Origin of the sequence: Streptococcus sp. 1559 (assembly GCF_013276735.1) — a bacterium.
GTDB lineage: Bacteria > Bacillota > Bacilli > Lactobacillales > Streptococcaceae > Streptococcus > Streptococcus pseudopneumoniae.
The window spans coordinates 1-890 of sequence record NZ_VMLO01000137.1; the positions used below are offsets into that span (position 1 = coordinate 1).

1 pseudogene is annotated in these 890 nt (G+C 38.3%); it reads left to right on the top strand.

Going from position 1 to position 890, the window contains the following annotated elements:
• Window positions 1-32: 32 nt before the first annotated feature.
• Window positions 33-890 (top strand): annotated as a pseudogene (locus HT688_RS11430) (IS630 family transposase); the annotation flags it as partial.

Genomic DNA, 890 nt, shown 5'->3' on the forward strand with positions numbered 1-890 from the left:
CTAAAATCAAAAAACATCTTATAATAGTAGTTATGAAACTTACAAACGAAGAAACACAAAAAATTGAACAACTCCTAAGAGATTCATCGTACGCCAAATATCACAAACGTCTACAGATTATTTATTTTCGCTCAAAAGAAAAGAGTTATAAGGAAATCATGGATCTGCTAGATTGCAATAAAACAACTGTTTGGAGGAATTTGAAAAAATATAAGGAGTTTGGTTTAGAAGCGCTTCTTCAGGAGACCCGTGGTGGACGTCATAGAGAATATATGACTTACGAAGAAGAACAAGCATTTCTAAAACGTCATATAGAAGCTGCTCAGGCTGGGGAATTTGTAACTGTCAATCAGTTATTTGAAGCCTATCAAAAAGAGATTGGTCGCACTTCCACACGTGATGGTTTCTATTATCTCCTGAAACGACATGGTTGGCGAACGGTCACTCCTCGACCTGAGCATCCCAAGAAGGCAGACGCTCAGACAATTGAGACGTCTAAAAATAAAATCTACATTCGAGACCTTAAGTAAGCGCTTTAAAGAAGAGGGGACTTATAACAAAGTACGTTTGATGTACCAAGATGAAGCTGGTTTCGGAAGAATCAGTAAGATGAGTTCTTGTTGGGCTCCTCAAGGAATCCGACCTAGCATTCCTAGTCATTATATGCGAGAATATCGCTATTGTTATGGGGCAGTAGATGCTCAGACAGGAGATTCCTTTTTCCTCATTGCTGGAGGATGCAATACTGAGTGGATCAATGAATTTCTACGGCAAGTCTCACAAGCTTATCCAGATGACTATATTTTACTTGTCATGGATAATGCTATATGGCATAAATCAAGTACCTTAGAGATTCCAAGTAATATTGAGTTGGCTTTTATCCCACCTTA